We start from the raw sequence: 24326 nt of genomic DNA, 5'->3' as shown, positions 1-24326 counted from the left end.
GAAAGGAGGGATTAGCATGCCGAGAGAGCATCCACTGGAGACCACCCGGAACATAGGGATCATGGCCCATATCGACGCAGGGAAAACCACCACCACAGAACGGATACTGTTCTACACCGGGCGGGTTCACCGTATGGGCGAGGTCCACGACGGAGCCGCAACCATGGATTGGATGGTACAGGAGCAGGAGAGGGGAATCACCATTAGCAGTGCTGCCACCACCTGTTTCTGGAAGGGTCACCGCATTAATCTCATAGACACACCCGGGCACGTGGACTTCACGGTAGAGGTGGAGAGAAGCCTTAGGGTACTGGATGGCGCGATCGCTGTCTTCTGTGCCAAGGGCGGCGTGGAACCACAGTCCGAGACGGTGTGGAGACAGGCGGATCACTATCATGTGCCCAGGATAGCCTACGTGAACAAGATGGATGCCGTGGGCGCCAACTTCTTCCGGGTTATAGATATGATTCGCGAGAAACTAGCGGTGAAGCCCGTTGCCGTTCACTTGCCCATTGGGGCCGAAGATGACTTTCGCGGAGTGGTAGACCTCATCGGCATGAAGTCCATCGTGTCCCTCGATGACCTGGGAACCAGGAGCGAGGAATCGGACATCCCTCCCGAAGCCATTGACGAGGTGCTGGAGAAGCGAGAGGAACTAATGGAGATAGCCGCTGACCTGGATGAGAGCCTCATGGCCAGGTACCTGGAGGGAGAGGAGATCTCCCCCGGAGACCTGCGGAGGGCCATCCGGAAGGGGACCCTCTTAAACAAGGTGGTGCCCGTGCTGTGCGGTTCCTCCTACCGTAACAAGGGTGTCCAGCTTCTTCTAGACGCTGTGGTGGACTACCTTCCTTCTCCCTTGGATGTTCCCCCAATACGCGGGATCAACACAAGGGACGGGGGAGACGAGGTGCGTCTCGTGGGTGACGACGAGCCCTTCTCCGCACTAGCCTTTAAGATCCAGTCGGATCCCTACGTTGGCAAGCTCACGTTCTTCCGCGTCTATTCTGGCACGCTCACTGCGGGTTCCTACGTGTACAACGCTACCAAGGACCGGAAGGAGAGGGCAGGAAGGATCCTCAGGCTTCACGCCAACCACCGCGAGGACGTCAGGGAAGTGTACTCCGGTGACATAGGCGCGCTGGTGGGGCTGAAAGAGACCTCAACTGGGGATACGCTATGTGATGAGGCCCATCCAGTGGTCCTGGAGCAAATGGACTTCCCGGTACCAGTGATCTCCGTGGCGATTGAGCCCAAGACCAAAGCGGACCAGGACAGGATGGGTGATGCCCTCGGCCGGTTGGCCGAGGAAGACCCCACGTTTAAGTCCCACGTGGACCCAGAGACCGGTCAGACCATCATATCAGGCATGGGCGAGCTCCACCTGGAGATAATAGTGGACCGTCTCCTCAGGGAGTTCAAGGTGGGGGCGAGTGTTGGCAAGCCCCAGGTGGCTTACAAGGAAACCATCACAGGCGTGGCCCGGGGAGAGGGCCGTTTTGTACGCCAGACCGGGGGCAGAGGGCAATACGGGCATGTCTGGGTGCAGGTTGAGCCCGTGGAGCGTGGTGCCGGATTCCAGTTCTGTGACGAGACGGTGGGCGGGGTTGTGCCCAAGGAATTCATACCCGCAGTGGAGGCCGGCGTCAAGGAGGCCATGGACAGTGGCATCAAGGCGGGCTTCCCAGTGGTGGATGTGAAGGCAAGCCTTCTGGACGGGTCCTTCCACGAAGTGGATTCCTCCGAGGTGGCCTTCAAGATCGCAGGCAGCCTAGCCTTCCGCAATGGCGCTGTAAAAGCCGGCCCTGTCCTGCTGGAGCCTATTATGAAGGTGGAGATCCGGGTGCCCGAGGACTATCTTGGCGAAGTCCTGGCGGACTTTGGAGCCCGCCGCGGGCACGTAGAGGGGATGGAGTCCATCGAAGGGACGCAAGTAGTTCACGGCAAGGCCCCCTTGGCCGACATGTTTGGGTATGCCACTGATCTGCGTTCGCTCACCCAGGGTAGGGCTACCTACACCATGCACTTCCTCACCTATGAGGTGGTGCCCGGTCACGTCGCCGAGAGCGTAGTGGCCAAGGCCACAGGCCTGAGATATGTGTACAGGTAATGGGAAACAAGAGTAAAGGGGATGGACATTCATGGCCAAGAAGAAGTTTGAGAGGACGAAGCCGCACGTAAACGTAGGGACGATAGGGCACATAGACCATGGGAAGACGACGTTGACGGCGGCGATAACGAAGGTGCTGGCGACGAAGGCGCTGGCGAATTTCGTACCGTTCGATCAGATCGACAAGGCGCCGGAGGAGAAGGCGCGGGGGATCACGATAGCGACGGCACACGTGGAGTACGAGACGGAGAAGAGGCACTACGCGCACGTGGACTGCCCGGGGCACGCTGACTACATCAAGAACATGATAACTGGCGCGGCGCAGATGGACGGGGCGATACTGGTGGTATCGGCGGCCGACGGGCCGATGCCGCAGACCAGGGAGCATATTTTACTGGCCAGGCAGGTTAACGTGCCATCGATGGTGGTGTTTTTGAACAAGGCTGACATGGTGGACGACCCGGAGCTACTGGAACTGGTGGAGTTGGAGGTAAGGGAGCTGCTGACGAAGTACGGTTTCCCCGGGGACGAGACACCGGTGATAGCGGGTTCAGCGCTGAAGGCACTGGAGAGCGATGGAGAGAACGAGTGGACCAAGGGCATCTGGGAGTTGATGGACGCGGTAGATGAGTACATACCGACACCCCAGAGGGATATAGACAAGCCGTTCCTGATGCCGATAGAGGATGTGTTCACCATCACGGGGCGGGGGACGGTGACGACAGGGCGAGTTGACAGGGGAACAGTGAAGGTAGGAGACGAGGTAGAGGTGGTAGGGTTTGCGGACAAGGCAAGGAAGACCGTGGTGACAGGGGTGGAGATGTTCCGGAAGATCCTGGACCGGGCGGAAGCGGGGGACAACGTAGGGACGCTGTTGAGAGGCGTTGACAAGGAAGAGGTAGAAAGAGGGCAGGTGCTGGCCAAGCCCGGGAGCATACACCCGCACCGGAAGTTCAAGGCGCAGGTATACGTGCTGACACGGGAAGAGGGAGGCAGGCACACTCCATTCTTCCAGGGTTACCGCCCGCAGTTCTACCTGAGGACCACGGACGTGACAGGGCAGATCAAGCTCCCGGACGGGGTGGAGATGGTGATGCCCGGGGATAACATTAACATGGATGTGGAACTCATCACCACCATCGCCATCGAGGAGGGCCTGCGTTTCGCCATCCGCGAGGGCGGTCGCACGGTGGGTGCCGGTGCCGTGACCCAAATAATCGAGTAGAAAGGGGGGGAGCGCCGGATGGCGTCACAGAAGATCCGTATTAGGCTCAGGGCTTTTGACCACAAGCTCCTGGACCAGTCAGCCGTTAGGATAGTGGAGACGGCCCGCAGGACCGGTGCCGAGGTTTCCGGCCCCGTGCCACTCCCCACGGAGCGAAGCGTTTACACCATCCTTACCGCTCCCAATGGAGAAAAGGACATACGGGAGCAGTTTGAGATGAGAGTGCACAAGCGCCTCATTGACATAGTGGATCCCACCCCCAAGACCGTTGACGCCCTGATGCGCCTCGACCTTCCGGCCGGGGTGGACATCGAGATCAAGTTGTAAGGGGGTGACGGTCATGGACAAAGGGATAATCGGCAAGAAGGTTGGCATGACCGAGGTCTTTGACGAGCAGGGTAGGGCCATTCCCGTTACGGTAATCCAAGCGGGGCCGTGCGTGGTAGTACAGAAGAAGGCCGTGGATTCCGATGGCTATGCTGCCGTCCAGATGGGGTTCTCTGAGGTACCCGAACGAAGGGTCAACAAACCCTTGAAGGGTCACTTCGGGAAGGCAGGAGTGAAGCCAACGCGCTACCTTAAGGAGTTTCGTCTCAAGGGTGACTGGGAGGTAGGCCAGACGGTGACAGCCGCTGTGTTCGCCCCGGGTGACCTTGTGGATGTTGCAGGTACCTCCAAGGGCAAGGGTTTCGCCGGCGGGATCAAGCGGTGGGGCTTCCACAGGGGTCCCATGGCCCATGGTTCCAAGTACCACAGGGCTCCGGGCTCCCTTCAATCCAGGGATGCATCCAGGGTATTCAAAGGCCGCAGGCTTCCCGGCAGGCTTGGAGGAGGGCGCGTCACCGTTCAGGGGCTCAAGGTGATAAAGGTGGATCCCCACAGGGGCCTTTTGCTGGTGAAAGGGGCTGTTCCAGGCATCCGAGGCTCCATCGTAATGGTCAGGAACAGCTTCAAGGCACGGTAGTCCGTAAGGAGGAAGACGTTATGCCCCAAGTGGCACTCTACAACCAGGAAGGCAATGAAATAGGAAGCATCGACCTTAACGAAGAGGTATTCGGTGCCGAGGTAAACGAAGCCCTGCTTCACCAAGTGGCGGTGGGCCAGGCTGCGGCACGCAGGGCTGGCACCGCTTCTACCAAGACCAGGGCTGAGGTTCGCGGGGGCGGCAGGAAGCCCTACCGCCAGAAGGGAACCGGCTGGGCCAGGCATGGTTCCATCCGCTCGCCCATCTGGAGGAAGGGTGGTGTGGCCTTCGGTCCTAAGCCCAGGGACTTCGGGTTTCAAGTCCCCAGGAAGGCGCGGCGAGTGGCGCTGAAGTCGGCGCTGTCCGCCAAGGTCAGGGACGGAGAAATCCGGGTGGTAGACCGCATAGCCATGCAGGAGCCCAAGACCGGCGTCATTCGTTCCTTGCTTAAGAAACTCAATGTGAGTAAGGGCGCCCTGGTGGTAATGGCCGAGAAGGACCCCAATGTGTTTCTCTCCGCCCGCAACATGCCTAAGGTAAGGAGCATTCAGGCTGTGGATCTTAACGTCTACGACGTCCTCAGTCACGGGCACCTCGTCATCACCCAGGATGCGGTGGCCAGAGTAGAGGAGGTGCTCGGCTGATGGACGCCAGGGACGTTATCATCCAACCCATCGTTACCGAGAAGAGCTCGAACCTGATGACCCAGGATAAGTACGTATTCGAGGTAGCGGAAGGGGCCAGCAAGGCCCAGATCAAGCAGGCCATCGAGGCGATCTTCAAGGTTCAGGTCAAGAAGGTGAATACCGTTAGAGTCCAGGGCAAGAGCAGGCGAATGGGAAAGTTCGCGGGCAAGACTGCATCCTGGAGGAAGGCCATCGTGACACTGGAGCCGGGACAGTCGATCAAGCTGTTCGAGGGCGCGTGAGAAGGGAGGGGAAGAACAGTGCCCGTAAAGTCTTTCAAGCCGACGTCCCCCGGGGTACGCTCGAAGACTGTTTCGAGTTTTGAGGAGATTACCAGGGATACCCCGGAAAAATCGCTGGTGACGCCGCTGAGGAAGAAGGCCGGACGCAACGCGCAAGGACGCATTACAGTAAGGCATCGCGGCGGAGGTCATAACCGGCGCTATCGCCTGGTCGACTTCAAGCGGGACAAAGATGGTGTGCCAGCCAAGGTGGCAACCATCGAGTATGACCCCAACCGGACGGCACGCATAGCTCTTCTGCACTATGTTGACGGGGAGAAACGGTACATACTCGCCCCTGTTGGAATAAGGGTTGGCGACATTGTAGAGTCCGGACCCAACGCGGACATCAGGCCGGGAAACGCCCTCCCGTTGAGAAACATGCCCATGGGCTCCATGGTGCACAACATTGAATTGTATCCAGGCAAGGGCGGCCAGCTGGTACGGGCGGCAGGTGGGATGGCCCAGCTCATGGCTAAGGAAGGGGATTTTGCCCTCATCAGAATGCCCTCAGGGGAACAGCGCCGGGTTCGCCTGGACTGCAAGGCCACACTGGGTCAGGTGGGAAACGTGGATCACGAGAACATATCCATCGGCAAGGCAGGGAGAAATCGCTGGATGGGTAAGAGGCCGACAGTCAGGGGCGTTGTTATGAACCCTGTGGACCATCCCCACGGTGGAGGCGAAGGCAAGTCGCCCATCGGCCGGAAGTCCCCTGTGACTCCCTGGGGAAAGCCCACCCTGGGCCATAGGACCAGGAAGAAGGGCAAGCCTTCTGACAAGTACATCGTCAAGAAGAGGTAAGTAAAGGGGGACCAGTACCATGGGTCGTTCATTGAGAAAGGGCCCCTATGTTCCGGAGAGTCTGATGAAGAAGGTCAGCCTCATGAAGTCCAAGGGCGACAAGCGAGTCATAAAGACCTGGGCCCGGGCCGCGACCGTGATCCCGGACATGGTTGGCCTGACAATAGCAGTATATGACGGGCGCAAGCACGTACCCGTCTACATCACCGAGGACATGGTCGGCCACCGGTTGGGGGAATTCGCTCCCACCAGGACGTTCAGGGGCCACGGTCACCATACGGAAAGGTCTACGGCGCTTAAGTAGCCGCAAGACTGTGAGAAAGGGGGCTCATCTTGTGGCTGAAGCAAAGGCTGTGGCAAAGTACGTCAGGATAGCGCCTTCGAAGGTCCGGATAGTAGTGGATCTGGTTAGGGGTAAGGCACTAGACGAGGCCCTTGCCATCCTGCGGTTCACCTCTAAGAGGGCATCGCGCGTGGTGGAGAAGGTCATCCGGTCGGCGGCGGCCAACGCCGAGAATAACTACAACATGAAACGCCGTGATCTGATGGTATCCGAGGTCTACGTTGACCAGGGGCCCACCATGAAGCGATGGCACCCGCGACAGAGAGGGAGAGCCTTCCCCATACTGAAGAAAACCAGCCACGTCACCGTAGTACTGCGGGATGGAAAGGAGGCGTAAGGAATGGGCCAAAAGGTGCACCCAAAGGGTCTGAGGATTGGCATCATCAAGGATTGGGATGCCCGGTGGTTTGCGGGGAAGAAGGCCTACACCGATCTCCTCCACGAGGACCTGGAGGTTAGGGAGTTCATCAAGAACAAGCTGAGGCAATCTGGGATCTCCAGGGTGGAAATTGAGAGAGCAGCATCCAACAGGGTGAAGGTTAACATCCACACTGCCAAGCCGGGGATGGTCATAGGCAGGGGCGGCCTTGGCGTTGAGGAACTGCGCAAGGCCATTGAGGCTAAGACAGGCAAGCAGGTATCCCTCAACATCGTAGAAGTAAAGGTGGCCGAGGTCGATGCCCAGCTGGTGGCCGAGAATGTAGCACACGCCCTTGAGCGCAGGATCTCCTTCCGCCGGGCCATAAAGCAGGCCATTGGGCGCGCTATGAGAATGGGTGCCAAAGGGGTGAAGGTCAGGGTTTCCGGTCGCCTGGGCGGCGCTGAGATGTCGCGAAGCGAGTGGGATTGGCAAGGCACTGTTCCCCTCCACACCCTCAGGGCCGACATCGACTACGGTTTTGCCGAGGCCAAGACCACCTACGGCAAGATTGGTGTCAAGGTATGGGTGTATAAGGGAGAGGTTCGTCCCGAGAAGGCTGTTGCCGGCGGAGGGGGAGAGAGATAATGCTCCAACCCAAGCGGGTCAAGTATCGCAAGCAGCACAGGGGCCGCATGAAGGGTCTAGCCAATCGTGGTGCCGAGGTCTTCTACGGTGACTACGGGCTCCAGGCGCTGGACCCGGGCTGGGTTACAGATCGGCAGATCGAAGCAGCCCGCGTGGCGCTTAACAGGCACATCAAGAGAGGCGGGAAGGTATGGGTCCGTATCTTCCCTGACAAACCCGTGACGGCGAAGCCCGCGGAGACACGCATGGGCAGCGGGAAGGGTTCCCCGGAGTTCTGGGTGGCAGTGGTCAAACCCGGCAGGATCCTCTTTGAACTGGCAGGTGTCAACGAGGACATTGCACGAGAAGCCATGAGACTGGCGTCTCAGAAGCTGCCAATCCGTACCAAGTTCGTGAAGCGCAAAGACGTAGGTGGTGAGGCCGATGAAGGCTGAGGAGATAAGGCAAATGGCCGACAAGGAACTCAACAGGCGGCTCAGCGACCTCAAGGAGGAGCTCTTCAACCTGCGCTTCCAGTCAGCCACAGGGCAGCTGGATAACAACATGCGGATAAGCCAGGTCAGAAGGGACATAGCCCGGGTGAAGACCGTCATGAGGCAGAAGGAGCTCCAGGGGAAGGAGGCGCTGAGATGACCGAGGGCAGGCGCAAGACAAGGGTAGGTATAGTGGTATCGGACAAGATGGATAAGACTGTGGTGGTAGCGGTGGAGCGCCTCACAGCTCACCCTTTGTATGGCAAGCGCGTCCAACGCACTAAGAGGCTGAAGGCCCACGACGAGACCAATCAATGCCATGCTGGCGACAAGGTGCGCGTTGTGGAAACCCGGCCCCTGAGCAAGGACAAACGCTGGCGCGTGGTAGAAATCGTGGAGAAGGCGCGCTAGGCGCTCCTTAGTGGGAGGGGTATGCCATGATCCAGACTCAGACGAGGCTGAACGTAGCCGACAACACCGGGGCCAAAGAGATAATGTGCATTAAGGTCTTGGGTGGAGCAAACCAGCGGTATGCCACGGTGGGCGATGTGATAGTAGCGTCTGTGAAGTCCGCCGCTCCAGGTGGTGTTGTCAAGAAGGGCGATGTTGTAAGGGCCGTGGTGGTCCGGTGCAAGAAAGGCATAGGGCGTGAGGATGGCTCGCACATAAAGTTCGATGAAAACGCCGCGGTTATACTTAAGGACGGCAGGGAACCCAAGGGAACCCGCATCTTCGGCCCCGTAGCCAGGGAGCTCAGGGAGAAGGAATTCATGAAGATACTGTCCCTGGCGCCCGAGGTCCTTTAAGGGACGGAAGGAGGGGTAGCAGTGATGGCCAAAGAGACGAGATCACATCTTAGGATACGAAAGGGCGATACGGTCCTTGTGATGGCTGGCAAGGATAAGGGCAAGAAGGGCAAGGTGCTCAGGACCATACCTTCTGAGAACAAGGTTGTGGTTGAGAGAGTAAACATGATCAAGCGCCACCAGAAACGGAGCAAGAAGGTCATGCAGGGCGGTATAGTCGAGCAGGAGGCTCCTGTCTCCGCCGCTAATGTCATGTTCTTCTGTACCAGGTGTCAGAAACCCACGCGCTTGGGGGCGAAGAACCTGGAGACCGGGAAGAAGGTACGCCTCTGCAAGAAGTGCGGAGAGGTGCTGGACAAGTGACGGGGCGTTGTAAAGGGAGGTAACGTCTTATGGCATCTCTCAAGGAAACATACGAAAAAGAGGTGCTCCCGGCCCTTACAAAGGAGTTCGGGTATGCCTCTAAGATGCAGGTGCCCCGCCTGGAGAAGATCGTTGTCAACATGGGCGTAGGGGAGGCCATCCAGAACCCTAAGGTACTGGATGCAGCCGTGTCGGATATGACCATCATTACAGGCCAGAAACCCATTGTGACAAAGGCAAAGAAGTCCATCGCAGCCTTCAAGCTGAGGACAGGGATGTCCATAGGCTGTAAGGTAACCCTTCGGGGGGAAAGGATGTTCGACTTCTTCAGCAAGCTGGTGAATGTCGCTCTTCCCAGAGTTAGGGACTTCAAGGGTTTGTCAGCCAGGGGCTTCGACGGGAGAGGCAACTACTCACTGGGACTCAAGGAGCAATTGGTGTTCCCTGAGATCGACTACGACAAGGTAGAGAAGATCAGGGGCATGGATATCACCATCGTGACGACAGCCAGGTCAGACGAAGAGGCAAGGGCCCTGTTAGCGGGCCTGGGCATGCCCTTTAGGAAATAGCCCTGGCAGGGAGGTTACAGGATGGCAAAGAAGTCGCTGATAGAAAAGGCCAGGCGGGCTCCGAAGTTTGGGGTTCGCAGGTACAACCGGTGCCGCATATGCGGGAGACCCCGGGGATACCTCAGGAAGTTCGGAATGTGCCGGCTTTGCTTCCGAGAGAGGGCCCACAGGGGCGAAATCCCAGGCATAAGGAAGGCTAGCTGGTAGGGGTTATGCCCCTTGCCGAAAGGAGGTCTGGGACATGTCAGTCACTGATCCCATCGCTGATATGCTTACACGCATAAGAAATGCCAACACCGTCACGCGGGACCGTGTGGAAATACCCGGTTCCAAGATGAAGGCAGGGTTGGCCAAGATCCTGAAGGAAGAGGGCTTCATCCGGGATTACGAATGGATAGACGATGACAAGCAGGGCAAGATCCGGGTCTACCTTAAGTACGGGCCCAACAAGGAAAGGGTCATAACGGGACTCCGTCGCATTTCCAGGCCAGGACTAAGGGTATACGCCAAGAAGGGAGAGGTCCCTCGAGTCCTGGGCGGTCTGGGTCTTGCTGTGGTCTCCACCTCCCAAGGACTAATGTCAGATAAGAAGGCTCGGGCCTCAGGACTTGGCGGAGAGGTCATCTGCTACATCTGGTAAGGAGGCCGAAGAATGTCCAGGGTAGGCATTAAGCCCATTGCGGTACCCCCCAACGTTGATGTGACCGTCAACGGAGACAGCGTAGCGGTAAAGGGTCCTAAGGGCGAGTTGTCTAGGAAGATCCACCAGGACATGAAGATAGTCCTGGAGGATGGCAGGGTCCAGGTGTCAAGGCCCTCCGAATCCAAGGAGCACAAGTCCCTTCACGGGCTTACCCGGAGCCTGATAGCCAATATGGTTGAGGGAGTCTCTCGTGGATACCAGAAAGCCCTCGAGCTTGTGGGCGTGGGGTACCGTGCAAGCAAGTCCGGGGAGAAGCTGGTCTTGGCGGTAGGCTACTCTAAGCCAGTGGAATTCGACCCTCCAGAGGGCATTGAGATCGACGTGCCCAACCCCACCTATATCATCGTCCGGGGAAGTGACAAGGAAGTGGTGGGCCAGACAGCCGCCCGGATCAGGCAGGTGCGGCCACCCGAACCCTACCAGGGCAAGGGCATTCGTTACGCGGGAGAGAAGGTCCGCCGGAAGGTAGGAAAGGCTGGCAAGAAGTGATAACGGGAGGTCATCAGGGTGCTCAAGAGGGAAGATCGTAACTTCACCAGGAAGAGGCGCCATCTCAGGGTGCGGAAGAAGGTCGCCGGCACCGCTGAGCGCCCCCGGTTGAGTGTCTTCAGAAGCTCAAGGCACATATATGCCCAGGTCATTGCCGATGAGACCGGCGAGACCCTGGCGGCTGCCTCTACCATGGATCCAGAGATCAAGGGTCTCTTGAAGGCGGACTCAACGAAGAGAGACGCCGCAGGGATCGTGGGAGAGGTCCTGGGGAGGCGGGCCCAGAGCAAGGGTGTCACCCAGGTGGTTTTTGACCGTGGGGGCTATCTTTACCACGGCCGAGTAGCCGCCCTGGCAGAAGGGGCCAGAAAGTCTGGGCTCGTCTTCTGATGAAAGGGGAGGAATTTGTGAGCGAAATGGAGCTTGCTCAGGAGAAGGAACTGAAAGAGAAGGTCGTTTCAATAAACCGCGTGGCCAAGGTTGTCAAGGGTGGCCGCCGTTTCAGCTTTAGCGCTCTCGTGGTGGTGGGGGATGGCGAGGGCAAGGTCGGAGCAGGGCTCGGCAAGGCCACAGAGATCCCCGAAGCCATCCGCAAGGGCATTGAGGACGCAAAGAAGAACATGATTGAAGTCCCGCTGGTGGGAACTACTGTGCCCCACGAGATCACCGGGCATTTTGGCGCAGGGCGGGTTCTCATCAAGCCTGCCGCCCCTGGAACAGGCGTCATAGCGGGCGGCCCCGTCCGGGCCGTTCTGGAATTGGCAGGTGTCAGGGACGTGCTCACGAAGTCCCTGGGCTCCGCCAACCCCTGCAATGTGGTTTACGCTGCCCTTGAAGGACTCAAGGCTATCAAGAGTACTAGCCATGTGGCTCGCCTGAGGGGCAAGAGTATCGAGGAGATTAGCGGCTAGAGGGGGTGGCACAGGTGGCAGGCAAGCTTAAGATCACACAGCGCAAGAGCGCATTTGGGCAGACCAAGTACCACCGGGCCACCATGGAGGCCCTAGGCCTTAGAAGAATAGGCTCCCAAGTGGTACGGGAGGACGGGCCAGCAGTTCGCGGTATGATCCGCAAGGTGGCCCATCTGGTGGAAGTGGAGGAGGTCGAGCCATCGTGAAGCTGCACGAGTTAAGGCCGGCTCCTGGTGCCCGGAAGAAGGCTAAGAGGGTCGGAAGGGGAACCGGTTCTGGCAGAGGCAAGACATCAGGCAAGGGCCACAAGGGTCAGAACGCCAGGTCAGGCGGGGGCGTCAGGCCAGGCTTTGAGGGTGGGCAGATGCCCCTCCAGCGGAGGATTCCCAAGAGAGGCTTCTCCAACTACCGGCACCGCAAGGTCTACTCAGAGGTCAATGTAGGGACCCTGGAGCGCTTTGAGACGGGTAGCACCATTACCCCAGAGACCCTCAAAGAGGCGAAGGTGGTGAAGGACCTGACCGACGGCCTGAAGGTGCTGGGTGGGGGCAGCCTCGAGAAGGCTTTCACCGTAAGGGCCCATGCCTTCACTCGCTCGGCCAGGGAGAAGATCGAGGCTGCTGGCGGGAAGGCTGAGGTGATATAGGATGGCTCTTCTGGATTCCCTCAAGGCTGCCATGCGTGTGGGGGATCTCCGCAGGAGACTGTTCTTCACCTTCTGGATGTTCGTGGTGGTGAGGATTGGAGCCCACGTACCCGTTCCTGGCATAGATGCTACCGTGATAGCCAGGATGTTCCAGGAGGGTACCCTGTTCGGCCTCTGGGACCTGTTCTCAGGCGGGGCGTTGAAGTCGTTTTCCATCTTCGCCATGAGCATATACCCTTATATTAACGCGTCCATCATCATGAACCTGTTGACCATGGTTATACCCAAGTTGGAGAAACTTGCCAAGGAGGGCGAAGAGGGACGGCGCATCCTGAGCCAGTACACCCGGTACGGCACGGTTCTCCTGGCGCTCATCCAGGCGATAGGTATGAGCTTCTTCATCCGTAACCAGGGTGCCCTGGCAGACCCGGGGATGTTTAGCCTTGTGGTGGTGGTTCTCAGCCTCACCAGCGGCACCATGGTCCTAATGTGGCTGGGCGAGCAGATCACCGACAAGGGCATCGGCAACGGCATCTCACTGATCATTTTTGTGAACATTGTCTCCATGATGCCCGTGGACCTCGGCAACATACTGGCGTTGCTCCAGGTGGGACGTATAAGCCTGTTCAACGTGGCTCTCCTAGGCGTTATAGCGGCACTGGTCATCACTGGGATTGTCTGGGTCCAGGAAGGCCAGAGAAGGGTTCCGGTGCAGTACTCTAAGAGGGTTGTGGGCAGGAAGATGTACGGAGGCCAGAGCACCCACATTCCCATGAGGCTGAACCAGGCAGGCGTGATCCCTGTCATCTTTGCCTCAGCCATGCTGGCATTCCCAGCTACAATAGCTGCCTTCATCCAGCATCCGTGGGCACGCAAGGTAGAGGAACTGTTCGCTGGTACAGGCGTGGCCTATCACGTGCTTTTTGCCGTGCTAATCATCTTCTTCACATACTTTTACACGGCAGTCACCTTCAACCCCATGGACGTGGCCAACAACCTGAAGAAGTGGGGAGGCTTCATCCCAGGTATCAGGCCAGGCAAGCACACGGCCGAACACCTGGAGAGGATACTTGTGAGGATAACCCTTCCAGGAGCGTTCTTCCTCGCAGCTGTGGCCATAATGCCGGGCATCGTTATGCGTATCACCGATATCCCCGGGGTCGCCTTCGGGGGTGTGGCCCTGATCATCGTGGTGGGAGTAGCCCTGGAGACCATGAAGCAGATTGAAGCCCACCTGCTAATGAGACACTACCAGGGCTTCATGAGGTAAGGGGGAGGAGTCATGTTCCTGATTCTCATGGGACCCCCCGGTGCTGGAAAGGGCACCCAGGCCAAGAGAATAGCCGGAAGACTCAATGCCTGCCATGTGTCCACTGGCGACCTGTTCAGGATCGCTGTCTCACAGGGGACTACACTGGGGAAAAAGGCCGAGGAGTACATGACTCGCGGAGAGCTGGTACCCGATGACGTGGTAGTGGGGATCGTGAAGGAGCGTCTTGCCATGCCGGACTGTGGTGGAGACGTGGTCCTGGATGGGTTCCCGAGAACGGTAGCCCAGGCGGAGGCCCTGGAGGCCATCCTGGGAGAACTGGGCATGAAGATCGACGCCGTCATAAGCCTGGAAGTGCCTGAAGAAGTGCTGGTGGAGAGGGCCATAGGCCGGAGGGTATGCGGGTCCTGCGGGGCCAGTTACCACATGGTATTCGATCCCCCGCCCCCGGGGAGGCGGTGCACCTGCGGCGCGGAACTCCGCCAGCGTAAGGATGACACAGAGGAGACGGTGAGCAACCGCGTGAGGGTGTACGAGAGAGAGACCCAACCGCTCTTAGGGTTCTACGGCAACAGGGGATACCTCAGAAGGGTAGATGGGACTGGTACAATAGACGATGTCAGCTATGCCATCGTCAAGGCGCTGGGGACCGTGGAAGTATGATAGTGCTCAAGTCCGACCAAGAGCTGGCAATCATGCGCAAGGCTGGCCAGATCGTCGCGGATGCCATGGATGTGCTCAAGGAGGCTGTCAGACCGAACTTGTCCACTCTGGAGCTGGACGCTATTGCTGAGCGCTTTATCAGGGATCAAGGGGCAGTCCCAGCCTTCAAGGGGTTTCGCGGGTTCCCGGGGAGTATTTGCACGTCCCTCAATGAAGAAGTGGTACACGGGATACCGGGGGAGAGGAGACTGAGAAGAGGAGACATTCTCAGCATTGACATTGGGGCCGTAGTGAATGGCTTCTATGCAGATGCGGCCTTTACCGTGCCGGTGGGTATCGTGACCGAGGATGCTGCCCGCCTCCTGGAGGTGACACTGGGTTCACTGGTAGCAGGCATCAGCCAGGCTCGTGCCGGAAACCACCTGAGCGACATCTCCCATGCGGTGCAAGAGTACGTTGAGTCCCGGGGGATGTCCGTGGTCCGGGATTTCGTGGGGCACGGCATCGGCAGGAGCATGCATGAAGACCCTCAGGTTCCCAACTTCGGTGAGCCCAGCAGGGGCCCAGTGCTCCGCCCGGGAATGACCCTGGCCATAGAACCCATGGTGAACCTGGGAGGCTTCGAAGTGACCGTCAAGGAAGACACCTGGACAGTCGTCACGGCTGACGGTAGGTTGTCCGCTCACTTCGAGCACACCATCTGCATCACCGGGGGAGAGGCATGGGTGCTCACCCGCAAGGACTAGCACTGGAATAGGCTTCCAGGCCGGAGGGAGATAATTACCCATGGAGGATTATTCTCTGGGAGAACCGGGCCCTGCTAGCGAGAGGAGCCTGAGGCGGGGTCAGGTAGTGTCATCCAAGGCCGGGAGAGACGCGGGCAGGTTCTATGCAATCATGAAAGTAGTCGACCATCGTTTCGTTGAGGTTGCGGATGGAGACAGGCGATCGGCGAAGAAGCCCAAGAGAAAGAACCTGCGACACCTGGTTGTTCACAAGCAGGTCTTGGAGGAAGTGGGACGGTCGCTGGAGGCCGGGCAAGAGATATCCGACGCAGATCTCAAGAGGGCCCTGGGTTGCCTGGCTGGACCCCAAGGTAACTAGGCGCAAGGGAGGTGATGCAAGGGTATGGTTAAACAGGACGCCATCGAGGTCGAAGGAACGGTTATCGAGCCACTGCCCAACGCCATGTTCAGGGTGGAGCTGGCCAACGGCCATAAGGTCCTGGCCCACGTCTCCGGCAAGATCAGGATGAACTTTATTCGCATTCTTCCTGGGGACAAGGTAACCATTCAGCTGTCTCCCTACGACCTTTCCCGGGGGCGGATAGTCTATCGCTATAAATAAGGGATACCGGTTATTCAAGGGGGTTTTTCCAGTGAAGGTACGGCCGTCAGTCAAGAGGATTTGCGAGAAGTGCAAGATCATTAAAAGGCACGGGCGAGTGCGGGTAATATGCACTAACCCGAAGCACAAGCAGAAACAAGGCTAAGGAGCAGGAGGTGAGGATGATTGGCTAGGATTGCGGGAATTGACCTCCCCAGGGACAAAAGGATTGAAGCGGCCTTGCATTACATATACGGGATCGGTGATTCGACCGCCAGGAAGATAATCAATGCAACAAAGGTCAACCCTGATACGCGAGTGAGAGATCTTACCGAGGAAGAGGTCTCTAGGCTAAGGGAGTACATCGACAAGAGCGTGAAGGTGGAAGGAGACCTCCAGCGCGAGGTGCAGATGAGCATCAAGCGCCTCATTGAGATCGGCAGCTACCGTGGCCTGAGGCACCGGCGAGGCCTCCCTGTAAGGGGACAGCGCACAAAGACTAACGCTCGGACTAGAAAGGGCCCCAAGAAGACCGTAGGCGTCCGGAGGAAGAAGTAGTGAAGGGAGGGATCTAGTTGGCTAAGCGTACTACAAGAGCCAAGAAGAGAGAACGGAAGATGGTGGAGCGAGGTGTTGCCCATGTCCGTTCCACCTTTAACAATACCACGGTGACCATCACCGATACTTCAGGGAATGCCCTGGCCTGGGCTACCGCTGGCACCGTCGGCTTCAAGGGCTCCAGGAAGAGCACGCCCTTTGCCGCGCAGTTGGCCGCGGACAAGGCGGCCAAAGAGGCCATGAACTATGGCATGAAAGAGGTAGAAGTAAGGGTGAAGGGACCGGGCGCAGGCCGGGAGGCGGCCATCCGTTCCCTGCAGGCAGCCGGTTTGGAGGTAAACGCCATAGAGGACACAACACCGGTACCACACAACGGCTGCAGGCCACCCAAACGCAGGAGGGTATAGGCAGGAGGTGAAGAAGCGTGGCTAGGTATACAAAGGCAGTGTGCAGGCAATGCCGCCGCGAGGGAGGCAAACTCTTCCTCAAGGGCGAAAAGTGCTATACACCCAAGTGTCCTGTTGACAAGAGGAACTATCCCCCTGGGGAGCACGGCCAGGGTAGGAAGAAGGTATCGGAGTACGGGATCCAGCTCAGGGAAAAGCAGAAGGTCCGGAAGGTCTATGGAGTGCTCGAAGCGCAATTCCGCAGGTACTTCCGGAAGGCCGAGCAATCCCGGGGTGTGACCGGCGAGATCCTTCTACAGTTGCTGGAGAGGCGCCTTGACAACGTGGTCCACAGGATGGGGGCTGGGGCCTCGAGGGCGGAAGCTCGCCAGCTGGTAAGGCACGGGCACTTCACCGTCAACGGCAAGAAGGTCGATGTCCCATCGTACTTGGTCAAGCAGGGCGACATTGTCGCTGTGAAGCCCAAGTTCCGCGATGATGCCAGGATGAAGGAACTCCAGGAGTTCGCCAAGGGCCGCAGCTTCCCCGAGTGGCTTGAGGTGGACGTGGATAACATGGCAGCCAAGGTACTCCGGTATCCGAACCGTGAGAACATAGATATCCCAGTGGAGGAACACCTGATCGTGGAGCTCTATTCCAGATAAACCGCCGAATGACCTGTGGGGCCCAAGGAAGAATTCCTGTGCCAAGGAGGGTCCGAGTGGATGATCGAGATTGCGAAACCTAAGATCGAGGTTTGGGAGATCAGTGAGGACAACTCCTACGGGAGGTTCGTGATTGAGCCCCTGGAACGGGGCTACGGGATCACCCTGGGGAACTCCCTTAGGAGGATCCTCCTGTCGTCTTTGCCAGGTGCGGCGGTGACATCCGTCAAGATCGAGGGCGTGCTCCACGAATTCTCTACCATACCCGGTGTTATCGAGGACACCACCGATATAATACTCAACCTCAAGCGCCTCTACCTTAAGATACACAGCGACGAGGCGAAGGTGATCCGCATTGAGGCTGAGGCTGAGGGCGAGGTCACGGCATCTGACATCGCTACCGATGCGGATGTGGAGATACTCAACCCTGACCTCCACATAGCCACCCTGGCCAAGGGCGGAAGGCTTGTCATGGAGATGATCGTGGAAAAGGGGCGCGGTTACGTTCCCGCGGAGCGCAACAAGAAGGGCGAGCAGCCCATTGGGGTTATCCCGCTGGATTCCATCTTCACGCCCATAAGGCGGGTTAACTACAGCGTGGAAGACACCCGGGTGGGGCAGGTTACGGACTACGACCGCCTGACCCTGGAGGTATGGACCAACGGAACCATATCCCCCGAGGAGGCAACGAGCCTGGGGGCCAAGATCCTGATGGAGCACCTGAAGCTCTTTGTTGGGCTTACCGATACGACAGAGGAGATCGAGATAACGGCGGACCGTGAGGAGGACGAGCGGAGCCGCCTCCTGGAGACACCCATTGAGGAGTTGGAGCTGTCTGTCCGCTCATTCAACTGTCTTAAGAGGGCCGGGATTAACACCGTTGGCGAACTCACGGAGAAGACTGATGAAGAGATGATCAAGGTGCGAAACCTCGGTAAGAAGTCACTGGAAGAAGTCAAGATCAAGCTGGCCAACCTGGGGCTGGGCCTTAAGCCCTCAGAGGACTGACGGGCTGGCGAGGTCTCGCAGGAGGTGTCACATTCATGGGAATGAGCAAGTTCGGGCGCCCGTCTGACCAGCGCAGGGCCCTGTTGAGGAACATAGTAACCTCCTTCTTGCGGGAGGAGAGAATTGAGACAACAGAGACCAAGGCGAAAACGGTGCGTTCCATAGCCGAGAAGATGATCACCCTGGGCAAGCGCGGGGACCTGCACGCGCGGCGGCAGGTCCTAGCCTACCTGACGGATGAGGATGTGGTCACAAAACTCTTCGAGTCCCTGGGACCGCGCTACGCCAACCGCCAGGGTGGGTACACCCGCATATCCAAAACGGAGCCCAGGAGGGGCGACGGGGCTCCCATGGCTGTGGTGGAACTGGTGTAGCCTGGGAGGCGAATGCCTTGAGCGGTACCGCAAACATAGTTGAGGCCGAGAATCTCGGCCATCGTTACAGCTTGGGTGACCAAGGTGAGATCCTTGCCCTAACTGGTGTTGAGTTTCACGTGAAAAAAGGCGAGTTCATCGCCATAATTGGGCGGAACGGTTCGGGCAAGTCCACCCTGGCAAAACACCTAAATGCACTGCTTTTGCCCACAGAGGGTGCTGTGTGGGTACGGGGGATGGATACACGGAGGCCGGAGAATCTCTGGAACGTTAGGCAATCTGCGGGAATGGTATTCCAGAACCCGGACAACCAGCTTGTCGCGGCAGTTGTGGAGGAGGACGTTGCCTTTGGTCCAGAGAACCTGGGCCTTGATCCTGGAGAGATCAGGAGGCGGGTGACGGAATCCCTGGAAGCCGTAGACATGGCTGGCTACGCCAGTTTCGCCCCACACCTGCTGTCAGGAGGCCAGAAACAGCGAGTTGCCATCGCTGGGATCCTGGCCATGAGGCCAGAGTGCATCATACTGGACGAACCCACGGCTATGCTAGACCCCCAGGGACGCCTTGAGGTGCTTTCCACCATCAAGACGCTGAACGGGGAGGGCATAACGGTCATCCTCATCACCCACTTCATGGAGGAGGCCGTGGATGCTGACAGGGTGCTGGTGATGGAGGGTGGACAGGTAGCCATGGCGGGCTCCCCGTCCGAGGTTTTCTCCAGGGTTGACCTCCTCAGGGGAATGGGCCTTGACGTCCCGCAGGTCCTGGTGCTAGCTCAGCAACTCCGAGCGGCAGGCTTGGATGTCCCTGGAGACCTCCTCACTGTGGACGAGATGGTGGAGCACCTATGCCAATAGTGGTGCAAGACCTCGCCCACACCTACATGCCAGGGACCAAGTTTGAAGTAAGGGCTGTTGCCAGCGTAAACCTTTTTATCCCGGACGGGCAGTTTCTAGGTATAATCGGGCCCACGGGCTCCGGCAAGTCCACACTCATACAACACTTCAACGGGCTTCTGAAACCCACGGCAGGCCGCGTTCTTGTGGATGGTGCGGACGTGTTCAGGGACAAGGCCTCCTGGAGGGACGTCCGCCGCAAGGTTGGCCTCATCTTCCAGTACCCCGAACACCAGCTATTTGAGGAGACTGTGCGCCGGGACGTGTCTTTCGGCCCCAGAAACCTGGGGCTGGCAGAAGAGGAGATCGAACGCCGGGTAAAAGAGGCCCTGGGGCTGGTGGGAGTGGGTGAAGACCTCGCGGAAAGGTCCCCCTTCGAGCTCAGCGGCGGGCAAATGCGGCGGGTGGCTATGGCAGGGGTCCTGGCCATGGAGCCCAAGTACCTGGTCTTGGACGAGCCCACGGCGGGCCTGGACCCTCAGGGCCGTGACGAGATACTGGGCAGGATCAAGGACCTTCACTCCGAGAGAGGCATTACGGTTATCCTTGTGTCTCACAGCATGGAGGAGATAGCGAGGCTGGTTGAACGCCTTGTGGTCATGGATAAGGGCAGGGTGGTTCTGGAGGGCCCTCCCAGGGAGGTCTTCCTTCAGGACCAGTTGCTCCGGGGAATGGGCCTTGACGTCCCGCAGATGACCAGGTTAATGAGCCAGCTGGCCCTTAAGGGTGTTCCTGTCAAGCGTGGGGCGCTCACTGTGGAGGAGGCTAGGGATTCAATACTGGAGTGGAAGAAGGGCCGGACAAGTGTTTAGGAACGTGGTCTTAGGCCAGTACTACCCGGTTGAGTCACTCAGCCACAGGCTCGACCCCAGGACGAAGATCGTCATGGCCATCATATACATTGTTGTGCTGTTCCTGGTAAAAGGGGTGCCAGCCTACGGTGTCCTGAGCGCATTCTCCCTGGGGGCGATACTCCTATCCAGGGTTCCGGTCAGGCTTGTGCTAAGAACCCTCAGGCCAATCCTGTTCATCCTGGCCTTCACCCTGGTACTCCACGTGTTCTTCACCAAGGGGGAGCCCCTGTTCACCCTGGGTCCCTTGACCGGCTCCCGGCAGGGGCTCGTTCAAGGCGCGTTCATGGCGTCCCGGCTCCTGTTGCTCATCAGTACCACCAGCCTCCTGACGCTCACAACATCCCCCATTGCCCTCACTGACGGTATAGAGGCACTCCTGAGGCCCTTCAAGCCCCTGGGTGTCCCCGCCCATGAGCTGGCCATGATGATGACCATCGCTCTACGGTTCATCCCCACCCTGCTGGAGGAGGCCGAAAAGATTATGAAGGCCCAAATGGCCAGGGGAGCGGACTTCGAGAGCGGCAATATCGTGAAACGCGCCAGGGGTATGGTGCCCCTCCTAGTACCCCTGTTCGTGGGGGCATTCCGCCGGGCGGATGACCTGGCCCTGGCCATGGAGGCCCGGTGCTACCGCGGGGGCGAGAACCGCACCAGGATGAAGCAGTTGAGACTTGGCCTGGCGGACTACGTGGCCTTGACGGTCTTCAGTGCCATCATGGCGAGCAGCATTGTGCTAGGCCGCTTGTTGCTCTAAGGGGGGGGCCTTCTTGAGTCGTTCCAGGCACATAAAGGCCACGGTGCAATACGACGGCACGGCATACGCAGGGTTCCAGCGCCAGAAGGGCCTCGCCACAATCCAGGGAGAACTGGAGAGCGCCCTCTCCTTCATCGCAGGGCACCCTCTAAGGGTAGTGGGGGCGGGGAGAACCGATGCAGGAGTACACGCCGTGGGACAGGTAGTGTGCTTCTCCCTGGAAGGGAACATTCCGACGGAGAGAATACCTGAAGCAGCAAATGCCCGGCTGCCAGCGGACATCGCTCTGTGGGACGCGGTTGAAGTACCCACGGGCTTCCACCCCCAGTACGAGGCAGTCTCCAAGCTCTACAGCTACACTGTATGGAGGGACAGGCGGCGGTCGCCCTTTTACAGCAAGTATAGCTACCATTTCTGGGAGGACCTCTCCATGGATCCCTTGGTGGAGGCGGCAAATGTCCTGGTAGGGGAGCACGATTTCCGGGCATTCAGGGCTATGGGCAGCTCCGTGAAGGGAAGCGTCCGGACCCTCAACCGGCTGGATGTGAATGAGGAGGGACCATTTCTCAGATTCTACCTGGAGGCTGATGGGTTCCTCTACAATATGGTCAGGATCATCGTGGGGACACTGCTGGAGACAGGGCGGGGGCGGCTCACCCCTGGGGATGTCCGCCATGCCCTGGAGACTGGGGAGAGGGGCATGGCTGGGCCTACCGTTCCTGCCTCCGGTCTCTGTCTTGAACAGGTAAGGTATTCTTGACAGCCCATGGGCTCTGTTATAGAATGGGGTTGTGCCCGCGGGGCCGAGGACAAGGAGGAGCAAGATGCGCACGACTTACATGGCAAAGCCTAAGGAGATCACCCGCCGTTGGTACGTGGTGGATGCCACGGGCAAGCCCCTAGGGCGCCTGGCCGCCAGGGTGGCCCTGGTGCTGAGGGGCAAGCACAAGCCTACCTTCACCCCTCACCTGGATACCGGGGATCACGTGATCGTAGTCAATGCCGAGAAGATTCTCCTGACGGGCAATAAGCCCCAGCAGAAGATGTGGTACCGGCATTCCAACTACCCCGGGGGCCTGAAGGCGACACCCTACGAGAAGCTCCTGGCGGACAATCCCGAGAAAGCGATCGAAATGGCTGTCAAGGGCATGCTCCCCCACAACAAGCTAGGAAGACAAATGGCCAAGAAGCTCAAGGTCTACCGAGGATCAACCCATCCTCACGAGGCCCAGGCACCGCAAGCATGGGATCTAGACTCCTGACAGTTCCTCCAGGAAAGGGGGTTTGAATGGATGGCAATGTCGCAATTCACTGCCACGGGAAGGCGCAAAGAAGCCATAGCCCGGGTTCGTCTCATGCCAGGGGACGGCCGGATTACCATAAACGACAGGCCCATTGAGGACTACTTTGGTCTTTCTACCCTGCAGACCCAGGTAACCGAACCGCTACGGCTTACCAGCACCTTTGGCCGTTATGACGTGTTCGCAACAGTACGCGGGGGAGGGGTTTCCGGCCAGGCGGGTGCGGTAAGGCACGGAATAGCCAGGGCCTTGTGCCTGCTGGATGTGGGCCTTAGGACATCACTGAAGAGAGTGGGTCTTCTCACCAGGGATGCCAGGGTCAAGGAGAGGAAGAAGTACGGGTTGAAGAAGGCCAGAAAGGCTCCGCAGTTCTCCAAGCGCTAGACGAGGAACCCCGGTATCACGGGGTTTCTTCATTTTGTGGGCCCATGCCTCCCAGGCATGGAGCCTTCGTGTGAGCACGCTTTAGGCCAGTGGTATGCCTGGGAACCTGCAGGCCTAGCCCTCCGGTTGATTCACGTCCCGGTTATCGCCAGTGGTGTTATCACCGCCTCCTGCCCCCGGCTGGACCGCCCTTACCCAGATCCATTCGAAGCCTACAACGTCAACCCTGACCACAGCTTCTGCCTCCAGCTCGACAGATCCAGCCTGGGGCCTTGCCCAGTTGCAGGCGGGTTCACTCAGGACGGTTACCGTAACCTGGGGCGCCTCAATGGGTTTATCTCCCAGGTGTGTCCAGGGGATCTCCTCCGTAACGGGAATCCTGACATCAACAGCGCGAGTCTCTCCAGGGTTAACACCTGTGCACCAGACATGGGCTGCCAGGGACCCCCGCAGTCTCACCACACGGGGATCCCGGACGTCCAGGACAGCGGAATCAACCCTGAAGCCATCCACCAGGCACCCCAGTACCCTCTTAGGTGTGACGCCTTGGATGGGCGCACGCATGGTCTTGACGATCCTGGATTGACCCCATCCCCATACCACCCTGGTGAAGATCTCCCGGAACTCCCCCAGCACGGGCTCACGGGATCCCATGGAGGGCACCCTCCTCTCCAGGCGAAAACCGCCCAGCGGCTCACCGGGGTGCGTCAAACACCTCTATTGCTATCTTGGTCTCTCCAATGACCTCTGCCTGCACGGAGAACTCTACCGTGACCCTGACGCGGTTTTGGGATACGATGCTCACATCGGAGCATTCAGGAACCTGCACCGCACGCGCCTTGGCTTCCAGGCTCCCCAGGGCGGTGCTGCTCCACTCCGTGATGGGAATGAACTCCGTGTAGCGAACCGTCTCTTTTGCCAGGGCCGTGCCCTGCCGGTTGTTGTACGAGTACCACACGTTCACGTCAAACCTTCCGGAGATGGGGACCGACACCACATTCTGCCCTGACCTCTCCGGAGGGGAGGCTTCAGGCTCCGATACCTGTGTGAAAAGGCATCCCAGGACCTCACCTGGGACACTGCCCTCGGGAACGGTAAGGATCCGCTCGAGCCTGAAGGCTTTGACCCCGTACCCGCATACAGCCTTCGTAAGAATCTCCCTGTATCCCATGCTCTTTGCGCCGCCATGCACACCAATCACCCCCTGGACACTGTTCTTGAAATAAAGTCCACCCTCACTTCCACCCGCTAATCATCATATGTCTGGGTGTGTCCCTTCGCCACAGAAGGCCATGCCCAAGCCTCGTCCCCACTTGGCCAGATCACCGTCAAGAGGCCCAAACACCTCCGTGCACAGGAAAGGCCCCATCCGGGGGATGATATAGGCAGGCACGTCTGGAGGCTGGTTCTTGAAGAGAGACATACTCCCTACCCTTATCACGCTCAGCGCCGTGCCCTTTGTGATTGTGTTGAGCAATTCCATGCTCATACCGGTTCTTCCCCGGATG

Annotated in this window: 43 protein-coding genes; 40 read left to right on the top strand and 3 right to left on the bottom strand. The window is 58.7% G+C overall.

The genetic code is table 11. The annotated features are described in order from the left end of the window. The first annotated feature begins 16 nt into the window (after window positions 1-16). The 40 genes from fusA to rpsI all read left to right on the top strand — a co-directional run bounded on the left by fusA (window position 17) and on the right by rpsI (window position 22818). Entirely contained in the window at window positions 17-2110 is a 2094-nt protein-coding gene (gene fusA / locus AB1576_12135) for an elongation factor G (protein MEW6082493.1), read from the top strand. A 31-nt stretch (window positions 2111-2141) separates the two neighbouring features. After that, entirely contained in the window at window positions 2142-3335 is a 1194-nt protein-coding gene (gene tuf / locus AB1576_12130; protein ID MEW6082492.1) for an elongation factor Tu, read from the top strand. 18 nt (window positions 3336-3353) lie between these two features. Beyond that, the gene (gene rpsJ / locus AB1576_12125; protein ID MEW6082491.1) at window positions 3354-3662 is read left to right on the top strand and encodes a 30S ribosomal protein S10; all 309 of its coding nucleotides are present in this window, start codon (window positions 3354-3356) and stop codon (window positions 3660-3662) included. Window positions 3663-3675: 13 nt separating this feature from the next. Further along, the gene (gene rplC / locus AB1576_12120; GenBank protein MEW6082490.1) at window positions 3676-4299 is read left to right on the top strand and encodes a 50S ribosomal protein L3; all 624 of its coding nucleotides are present in this window, start codon (window positions 3676-3678) and stop codon (window positions 4297-4299) included. A gap of 20 nt (window positions 4300-4319) precedes the next feature. Then, window positions 4320-4943, top strand: a complete 624-nt coding sequence (gene rplD, locus AB1576_12115) for a 50S ribosomal protein L4 (GenBank protein ID MEW6082489.1) — start codon at window positions 4320-4322, stop codon at window positions 4941-4943. Beyond that, window positions 4943-5227 (top strand): 50S ribosomal protein L23, encoded by a 285-nt coding sequence (gene rplW / locus AB1576_12110; GenBank protein MEW6082488.1) that lies wholly within the window; start codon window positions 4943-4945, stop codon window positions 5225-5227. Before rplD ends, rplW begins: the two co-directional genes overlap by 1 nt. An 18-nt stretch (window positions 5228-5245) precedes the next feature. Further along, on the top strand, window positions 5246-6070 hold the full coding sequence (gene rplB, locus AB1576_12105) for a 50S ribosomal protein L2 (protein MEW6082487.1): 825 nt from the start codon (window positions 5246-5248) through the stop codon (window positions 6068-6070). 19 nt (window positions 6071-6089) lie between these two features. After that, window positions 6090-6374, top strand: coding sequence for a 30S ribosomal protein S19 (rpsS, locus tag AB1576_12100; GenBank protein MEW6082486.1), 285 nt, complete (start codon window positions 6090-6092; stop codon window positions 6372-6374). A gap of 31 nt (window positions 6375-6405) precedes the next feature. Further along, the gene (gene rplV / locus AB1576_12095) at window positions 6406-6750 is read left to right on the top strand and encodes a 50S ribosomal protein L22 (GenBank protein MEW6082485.1); all 345 of its coding nucleotides are present in this window, start codon (window positions 6406-6408) and stop codon (window positions 6748-6750) included. 3 nt (window positions 6751-6753) lie between these two features. Beyond that, window positions 6754-7419: a 30S ribosomal protein S3 gene (gene rpsC / locus AB1576_12090; GenBank protein MEW6082484.1), complete on the top strand. Its 666-nt coding sequence runs from the start codon at window positions 6754-6756 to the stop codon at window positions 7417-7419. Then, entirely contained in the window at window positions 7419-7853 is a 435-nt protein-coding gene (gene rplP / locus AB1576_12085; protein MEW6082483.1) for a 50S ribosomal protein L16, read from the top strand. The genes rpsC and rplP overlap by 1 nt, the downstream gene beginning before the upstream one ends. Further along, window positions 7843-8052: a 50S ribosomal protein L29 gene (gene rpmC, locus AB1576_12080; GenBank protein MEW6082482.1), complete on the top strand. Its 210-nt coding sequence runs from the start codon at window positions 7843-7845 to the stop codon at window positions 8050-8052. The genes rplP and rpmC overlap by 11 nt, the downstream gene beginning before the upstream one ends. Then, window positions 8049-8303: a 30S ribosomal protein S17 gene (rpsQ, locus tag AB1576_12075; protein MEW6082481.1), complete on the top strand. Its 255-nt coding sequence runs from the start codon at window positions 8049-8051 to the stop codon at window positions 8301-8303. Before rpmC ends, rpsQ begins: the two co-directional genes overlap by 4 nt. 26 nt (window positions 8304-8329) lie before the next feature. Further along, on the top strand, window positions 8330-8698 hold the full coding sequence (rplN, locus tag AB1576_12070) for a 50S ribosomal protein L14 (GenBank protein MEW6082480.1): 369 nt from the start codon (window positions 8330-8332) through the stop codon (window positions 8696-8698). Window positions 8699-8722: 24 nt separating this feature from the next. Further along, entirely contained in the window at window positions 8723-9061 is a 339-nt protein-coding gene (gene rplX, locus AB1576_12065) for a 50S ribosomal protein L24 (protein ID MEW6082479.1), read from the top strand. A gap of 29 nt (window positions 9062-9090) precedes the next feature. Beyond that, window positions 9091-9630, top strand: a complete 540-nt coding sequence (gene rplE / locus AB1576_12060; GenBank protein MEW6082478.1) for a 50S ribosomal protein L5 — start codon at window positions 9091-9093, stop codon at window positions 9628-9630. A gap of 21 nt (window positions 9631-9651) precedes the next feature. Beyond that, window positions 9652-9837, top strand: a complete 186-nt coding sequence (locus tag AB1576_12055) for a type Z 30S ribosomal protein S14 (GenBank protein MEW6082477.1) — start codon at window positions 9652-9654, stop codon at window positions 9835-9837. A 34-nt stretch (window positions 9838-9871) separates the two neighbouring features. Beyond that, window positions 9872-10270, top strand: coding sequence for a 30S ribosomal protein S8 (gene rpsH, locus AB1576_12050; protein ID MEW6082476.1), 399 nt, complete (start codon window positions 9872-9874; stop codon window positions 10268-10270). Window positions 10271-10282: 12 nt separating this feature from the next. Then, window positions 10283-10822, top strand: a complete 540-nt coding sequence (gene rplF, locus AB1576_12045; GenBank protein MEW6082475.1) for a 50S ribosomal protein L6 — start codon at window positions 10283-10285, stop codon at window positions 10820-10822. A gap of 18 nt (window positions 10823-10840) precedes the next feature. Then, window positions 10841-11212 (top strand): 50S ribosomal protein L18, encoded by a 372-nt coding sequence (gene rplR / locus AB1576_12040; GenBank protein ID MEW6082474.1) that lies wholly within the window; start codon window positions 10841-10843, stop codon window positions 11210-11212. A gap of 26 nt (window positions 11213-11238) precedes the next feature. Then, window positions 11239-11733, top strand: coding sequence for a 30S ribosomal protein S5 (rpsE, locus tag AB1576_12035; GenBank protein ID MEW6082473.1), 495 nt, complete (start codon window positions 11239-11241; stop codon window positions 11731-11733). A 14-nt stretch (window positions 11734-11747) separates the two neighbouring features. After that, window positions 11748-11939 carry a 50S ribosomal protein L30 gene (gene rpmD / locus AB1576_12030; protein MEW6082472.1) on the top strand — a complete coding sequence of 64 codons (192 nt, stop codon included), beginning with the start codon at window positions 11748-11750 and terminating at the stop codon, window positions 11937-11939. Beyond that, window positions 11936-12379 (top strand): 50S ribosomal protein L15, encoded by a 444-nt coding sequence (rplO, locus tag AB1576_12025; GenBank protein ID MEW6082471.1) that lies wholly within the window; start codon window positions 11936-11938, stop codon window positions 12377-12379. Before rpmD ends, rplO begins: the two co-directional genes overlap by 4 nt. 1 nt (window position 12380) lies before the next feature. Then, entirely contained in the window at window positions 12381-13649 is a 1269-nt protein-coding gene (gene secY / locus AB1576_12020) for a preprotein translocase subunit SecY (GenBank protein ID MEW6082470.1), read from the top strand. 12 nt (window positions 13650-13661) lie between these two features. Continuing rightward, the gene (locus tag AB1576_12015; protein MEW6082469.1) at window positions 13662-14312 is read left to right on the top strand and encodes an adenylate kinase; all 651 of its coding nucleotides are present in this window, start codon (window positions 13662-13664) and stop codon (window positions 14310-14312) included. Then, window positions 14309-15058, top strand: a complete 750-nt coding sequence (gene map, locus AB1576_12010) for a type I methionyl aminopeptidase (GenBank protein MEW6082468.1) — start codon at window positions 14309-14311, stop codon at window positions 15056-15058. The genes AB1576_12015 and map overlap by 4 nt, the downstream gene beginning before the upstream one ends. Window positions 15059-15098: 40 nt before the next feature. Beyond that, window positions 15099-15416 carry a KOW domain-containing RNA-binding protein gene (locus AB1576_12005; GenBank protein ID MEW6082467.1) on the top strand — a complete coding sequence of 106 codons (318 nt, stop codon included), beginning with the start codon at window positions 15099-15101 and terminating at the stop codon, window positions 15414-15416. Between the two features lie 24 nt (window positions 15417-15440). Next, window positions 15441-15659 (top strand): translation initiation factor IF-1, encoded by a 219-nt coding sequence (gene infA / locus AB1576_12000; GenBank protein ID MEW6082466.1) that lies wholly within the window; start codon window positions 15441-15443, stop codon window positions 15657-15659. 31 nt (window positions 15660-15690) lie between these two features. After that, entirely contained in the window at window positions 15691-15804 is a 114-nt protein-coding gene (gene rpmJ, locus AB1576_11995; protein MEW6082465.1) for a 50S ribosomal protein L36, read from the top strand. Window positions 15805-15824: 20 nt separating this feature from the next. Next, window positions 15825-16196, top strand: a complete 372-nt coding sequence (gene rpsM, locus AB1576_11990; GenBank protein MEW6082464.1) for a 30S ribosomal protein S13 — start codon at window positions 15825-15827, stop codon at window positions 16194-16196. A 17-nt stretch (window positions 16197-16213) separates the two neighbouring features. Further along, entirely contained in the window at window positions 16214-16603 is a 390-nt protein-coding gene (gene rpsK, locus AB1576_11985) for a 30S ribosomal protein S11 (protein MEW6082463.1), read from the top strand. A 17-nt stretch (window positions 16604-16620) separates the two neighbouring features. Continuing rightward, complete coding sequence (gene rpsD, locus AB1576_11980; protein ID MEW6082462.1) at window positions 16621-17247, top strand: 30S ribosomal protein S4; 627 nt, start codon at window positions 16621-16623, stop codon at window positions 17245-17247. 60 nt (window positions 17248-17307) lie between these two features. Further along, on the top strand, window positions 17308-18255 hold the full coding sequence (locus tag AB1576_11975) for a DNA-directed RNA polymerase subunit alpha (protein ID MEW6082461.1): 948 nt from the start codon (window positions 17308-17310) through the stop codon (window positions 18253-18255). Between the two features lie 35 nt (window positions 18256-18290). Next, on the top strand, window positions 18291-18629 hold the full coding sequence (gene rplQ, locus AB1576_11970) for a 50S ribosomal protein L17 (protein MEW6082460.1): 339 nt from the start codon (window positions 18291-18293) through the stop codon (window positions 18627-18629). 71 nt (window positions 18630-18700) lie between these two features. Beyond that, window positions 18701-19486, top strand: coding sequence for an energy-coupling factor transporter ATPase (locus tag AB1576_11965; GenBank protein ID MEW6082459.1), 786 nt, complete (start codon window positions 18701-18703; stop codon window positions 19484-19486). Further along, window positions 19477-20337, top strand: a complete 861-nt coding sequence (locus tag AB1576_11960; protein ID MEW6082458.1) for an energy-coupling factor transporter ATPase — start codon at window positions 19477-19479, stop codon at window positions 20335-20337. Before AB1576_11965 ends, AB1576_11960 begins: the two co-directional genes overlap by 10 nt. Further along, window positions 20330-21133: an energy-coupling factor transporter transmembrane component T gene (locus AB1576_11955; protein ID MEW6082457.1), complete on the top strand. Its 804-nt coding sequence runs from the start codon at window positions 20330-20332 to the stop codon at window positions 21131-21133. Before AB1576_11960 ends, AB1576_11955 begins: the two co-directional genes overlap by 8 nt. A 13-nt stretch (window positions 21134-21146) precedes the next feature. Beyond that, window positions 21147-21893: a tRNA pseudouridine(38-40) synthase TruA gene (gene truA, locus AB1576_11950; GenBank protein MEW6082456.1), complete on the top strand. Its 747-nt coding sequence runs from the start codon at window positions 21147-21149 to the stop codon at window positions 21891-21893. A gap of 64 nt (window positions 21894-21957) precedes the next feature. After that, the gene (gene rplM, locus AB1576_11945) at window positions 21958-22395 is read left to right on the top strand and encodes a 50S ribosomal protein L13 (GenBank protein MEW6082455.1); all 438 of its coding nucleotides are present in this window, start codon (window positions 21958-21960) and stop codon (window positions 22393-22395) included. A gap of 30 nt (window positions 22396-22425) precedes the next feature. Continuing rightward, entirely contained in the window at window positions 22426-22818 is a 393-nt protein-coding gene (gene rpsI, locus AB1576_11940) for a 30S ribosomal protein S9 (protein MEW6082454.1), read from the top strand. A gap of 114 nt (window positions 22819-22932) precedes the next feature. On the opposite strand, the gene AB1576_11935 is transcribed toward rpsI, so the two are convergent. The 3 genes from AB1576_11935 to AB1576_11925 all read right to left on the bottom strand — a co-directional run bounded on the left by AB1576_11935 (window position 22933) and on the right by AB1576_11925 (window position 24307). Then, window positions 22933-23472: a hypothetical protein gene (locus tag AB1576_11935; GenBank protein ID MEW6082453.1), complete on the bottom strand. Its 540-nt coding sequence runs from the start codon at window positions 23470-23472 to the stop codon at window positions 22933-22935. 40 nt (window positions 23473-23512) lie between these two features. Continuing rightward, window positions 23513-24010 (bottom strand): outer spore coat protein CotE, encoded by a 498-nt coding sequence (gene cotE, locus AB1576_11930; protein MEW6082452.1) that lies wholly within the window; start codon window positions 24008-24010, stop codon window positions 23513-23515. 63 nt (window positions 24011-24073) lie between these two features. Further along, entirely contained in the window at window positions 24074-24307 is a 234-nt protein-coding gene (locus tag AB1576_11925; protein ID MEW6082451.1) for a hypothetical protein, read from the bottom strand. Between the last annotated feature and the right edge of the window lie 19 nt (window positions 24308-24326).

The organism is Bacillota bacterium (assembly GCA_040754315.1).
In the GTDB taxonomy this organism is placed as follows: domain Bacteria; phylum Bacillota; class Sulfobacillia; order DUSP01; family JBFMCS01; genus JBFMCS01.
Note: the sequence above shows the minus strand (reverse complement) of the source record. Positions and strands in the feature narration are given on the sequence as shown.

Bases quoted from the DNA above. Each gene is read 5' to 3' on its own strand.
- rpsJ (MEW6082491.1), top strand. From the start codon at position 3,354: ATGGCGTCACAGAAGATCCGTATTAGGCTCAGGGCTTTTGACCACAAG.
- map (MEW6082468.1), top strand. From the start codon at position 14,309: ATGATAGTGCTCAAGTCCGACCAAGAGCTGGCAATCATGCGCAAGGCT.
- AB1576_11975 (MEW6082461.1), top strand. From the start codon at position 17,308: ATGATCGAGATTGCGAAACCTAAGATCGAGGTTTGGGAGATCAGTGAG.
- rpsE (MEW6082473.1), top strand. From the start codon at position 11,239: ATGGAGCTTGCTCAGGAGAAGGAACTGAAAGAGAAGGTCGTTTCAATA.
- tuf (MEW6082492.1), top strand. From the start codon at position 2,142: ATGGCCAAGAAGAAGTTTGAGAGGACGAAGCCGCACGTAAACGTAGGG.
- rpsH (MEW6082476.1), top strand. From the start codon at position 9,872: ATGTCAGTCACTGATCCCATCGCTGATATGCTTACACGCATAAGAAAT.
- rplW (MEW6082488.1), top strand. From the start codon at position 4,943: ATGGACGCCAGGGACGTTATCATCCAACCCATCGTTACCGAGAAGAGC.
- rplF (MEW6082475.1), top strand. From the start codon at position 10,283: ATGTCCAGGGTAGGCATTAAGCCCATTGCGGTACCCCCCAACGTTGAT.
- rplQ (MEW6082460.1), top strand. From the start codon at position 18,291: ATGGGAATGAGCAAGTTCGGGCGCCCGTCTGACCAGCGCAGGGCCCTG.
- infA (MEW6082466.1), top strand. From the start codon at position 15,441: ATGGTTAAACAGGACGCCATCGAGGTCGAAGGAACGGTTATCGAGCCA.
- rpsQ (MEW6082481.1), top strand. From the start codon at position 8,049: ATGACCGAGGGCAGGCGCAAGACAAGGGTAGGTATAGTGGTATCGGAC.
- rpsS (MEW6082486.1), top strand. From the start codon at position 6,090: ATGGGTCGTTCATTGAGAAAGGGCCCCTATGTTCCGGAGAGTCTGATG.
- AB1576_11960 (MEW6082458.1), top strand. From the start codon at position 19,477: ATGCCAATAGTGGTGCAAGACCTCGCCCACACCTACATGCCAGGGACC.
- rplP (MEW6082483.1), top strand. From the start codon at position 7,419: ATGCTCCAACCCAAGCGGGTCAAGTATCGCAAGCAGCACAGGGGCCGC.
- AB1576_11925 (MEW6082451.1), bottom strand. From the start codon at position 24,307: ATGAGCATGGAATTGCTCAACACAATCACAAAGGGCACGGCGCTGAGC.
- rpsI (MEW6082454.1), top strand. From the start codon at position 22,426: ATGGCAATGTCGCAATTCACTGCCACGGGAAGGCGCAAAGAAGCCATA.
- rplX (MEW6082479.1), top strand. From the start codon at position 8,723: ATGGCCAAAGAGACGAGATCACATCTTAGGATACGAAAGGGCGATACG.
- AB1576_11935 (MEW6082453.1), bottom strand. From the start codon at position 23,472: ATGGGATCCCGTGAGCCCGTGCTGGGGGAGTTCCGGGAGATCTTCACC.
- fusA (MEW6082493.1), top strand. From the start codon at position 17: ATGCCGAGAGAGCATCCACTGGAGACCACCCGGAACATAGGGATCATG.
- rplD (MEW6082489.1), top strand. From the start codon at position 4,320: ATGCCCCAAGTGGCACTCTACAACCAGGAAGGCAATGAAATAGGAAGC.
- secY (MEW6082470.1), top strand. From the start codon at position 12,381: ATGGCTCTTCTGGATTCCCTCAAGGCTGCCATGCGTGTGGGGGATCTC.
- rplE (MEW6082478.1), top strand. From the start codon at position 9,091: ATGGCATCTCTCAAGGAAACATACGAAAAAGAGGTGCTCCCGGCCCTT.
- rplM (MEW6082455.1), top strand. From the start codon at position 21,958: ATGCGCACGACTTACATGGCAAAGCCTAAGGAGATCACCCGCCGTTGG.
- AB1576_12015 (MEW6082469.1), top strand. From the start codon at position 13,662: ATGTTCCTGATTCTCATGGGACCCCCCGGTGCTGGAAAGGGCACCCAG.
- AB1576_12055 (MEW6082477.1), top strand. From the start codon at position 9,652: ATGGCAAAGAAGTCGCTGATAGAAAAGGCCAGGCGGGCTCCGAAGTTT.
- AB1576_12005 (MEW6082467.1), top strand. From the start codon at position 15,099: ATGGAGGATTATTCTCTGGGAGAACCGGGCCCTGCTAGCGAGAGGAGC.
- rplN (MEW6082480.1), top strand. From the start codon at position 8,330: ATGATCCAGACTCAGACGAGGCTGAACGTAGCCGACAACACCGGGGCC.
- rpmC (MEW6082482.1), top strand. From the start codon at position 7,843: ATGAAGGCTGAGGAGATAAGGCAAATGGCCGACAAGGAACTCAACAGG.
- rpsC (MEW6082484.1), top strand. From the start codon at position 6,754: ATGGGCCAAAAGGTGCACCCAAAGGGTCTGAGGATTGGCATCATCAAG.
- rplC (MEW6082490.1), top strand. From the start codon at position 3,676: ATGGACAAAGGGATAATCGGCAAGAAGGTTGGCATGACCGAGGTCTTT.